Annotated in this window: 3 protein-coding genes; all 3 read left to right on the forward strand. The window is 69.4% G+C overall.

Annotation, left to right across the window (positions count from 1 at the left end):
- Positions 1 to 298, forward strand: a 298-nt coding sequence (locus TX83_RS23740) for a hypothetical protein (protein WP_222423807.1), incomplete at its 5' end; no start/stop codon positions are given.
- Between the two features lie 202 nt (positions 299 to 500).
- A complete protein-coding gene (locus TX83_RS21645) occupies positions 501 to 974 on the forward strand; it encodes a YybH family protein (protein WP_064750052.1) in 474 nt (157 codons plus the stop codon).
- A 195-nt stretch (positions 975 to 1169) separates the two neighbouring features.
- Positions 1170 to 1430: hypothetical protein (locus TX83_RS23565; protein WP_186442683.1), on the forward strand; the 261-nt coding region annotated here is incomplete at its 3' end.

Below are 1430 nucleotides of genomic sequence, written 5' to 3' on the forward strand. Positions count from 1 at the left end.
GTTCGCGGCGACGCCGGTCCGCCGCGGCGACGGCAGGCCACGCGCGGCGCCCGCCGTCGCCGCGGCTCAACTCTTCGGCCCGGTGCAGCGCTCGTTCAAGGCGCTCAGCAGACGCACATTGACGTCCTGCAGCGCGCGCCGGGGAGCCGTGCGCTTCGTTCTCGGCGCTGTTTCAGTTCATCGAGAGCTGCTGCACGCGCAGCACCAACGGCGCACGGTCGCCGCGATGCGGGCGAGATACACCGCGATAAGCAGCGCCGACGATCGTTCCATGCGACCCATCAAATCTCAGCCGTGACGCACAACGCGACTCTTCGTCTGTCGTCCGCATTGCCTGGAACCGACGGCGCGGCCGTCGCCGGCCACGGCGCGGAACTGTTCCGGACCCGCACATGCAGCCGAGGATCACCGGCAAGTTTTCCGGTCGCCCGGCGCACATCCTCGCCGCGCTGCGATCGATACCGTGATCGCACCACCCGCCGAACACGAGGAACGCAACGATGACATCCGGTACCGCCCTGCGTTTGACCGCTCTGTCGCTGGCCTTGGCGCCGTTGACCGGCCTGGCTCAGAGCGCCGCCGTCGAGACGGCTCAACACCGCCATTGCCTGCGCGAACTCGAACGCGTGTCCGAAGCCACCGGCCGCGCCTTCGAGCAGCGCGATCTCGACGCGTTCATGGCCTCGTTCGCCGACGACGCGATCCAGGTCAACACCCGCGGCCAACTGTTCCAGGGCAAGCCTGCGATCGCCGCGTTCTATCGCGCGGTGATGGCCGGCAACTACACGTTCAAGCGCACCCTGCTCTCGCAGCAGGTCAACGGCTGCTCCAGCGCGATCGTCGCCGACCGCATCGAGTTCGCCTTGCCCGAGGCCGGCATCGTCCTGCACGGCATCGACGTCGCCAACTGGGTCCGCAAGCGCGGCCGTTGGCAACTGGCCGCCGACACCACCACTCAGATCGCCCAGCCCTGAGTCCAGCAATTCGAGCACACGCCGCCGACGGCGGCCGTCGAGCAACCGGCACGCGCCGGTCCGGATGGCGAGGTCGGTCGCCGCCCGGGCCGGTGCGTGCCTTCGTTTTCCGCTCGATCGCCGGCGTCGCAGGCGCTGCGATGCCGATGGCGTATTCCTGTCGTCCGGGCGCGCCGCGCCGGAATGGAATCGCTCATGCATCGCTACTACGTCAATCGCACCCCCTGCCCCGACGGCGTGCACGAAGTGCATCGCGCCGACTGTCCGTTCGTGCCGTTCGTGCGCCAGGAACTCGGCCTGCACCGGCACTGCGTCACCGCCCTGGAAACCGCGCAACGCCACTACCCTCATAGCCGCGGCTGCTTCTGGTGCAGCAAGGCCTGCCATTCGAGCGCGCAGGCCGGCGAGGCCGTCGGCAAGCGAAACCGCCGCCGGATCGGCCCCCCCCCCCCCCCC

It is taken from the genome of Lysobacter antibioticus HS124, assembly GCF_000336385.2.
In the GTDB taxonomy this organism is placed as follows: Bacteria; Pseudomonadota; Gammaproteobacteria; order Xanthomonadales; family Xanthomonadaceae; genus Lysobacter; species Lysobacter firmicutimachus.

Bases quoted from the DNA above. Each gene is read 5' to 3' on its own strand.
- TX83_RS21645 (WP_064750052.1), top strand. From the start codon at position 501: ATGACATCCGGTACCGCCCTGCGTTTGACCGCTCTGTCGCTGGCCTTG.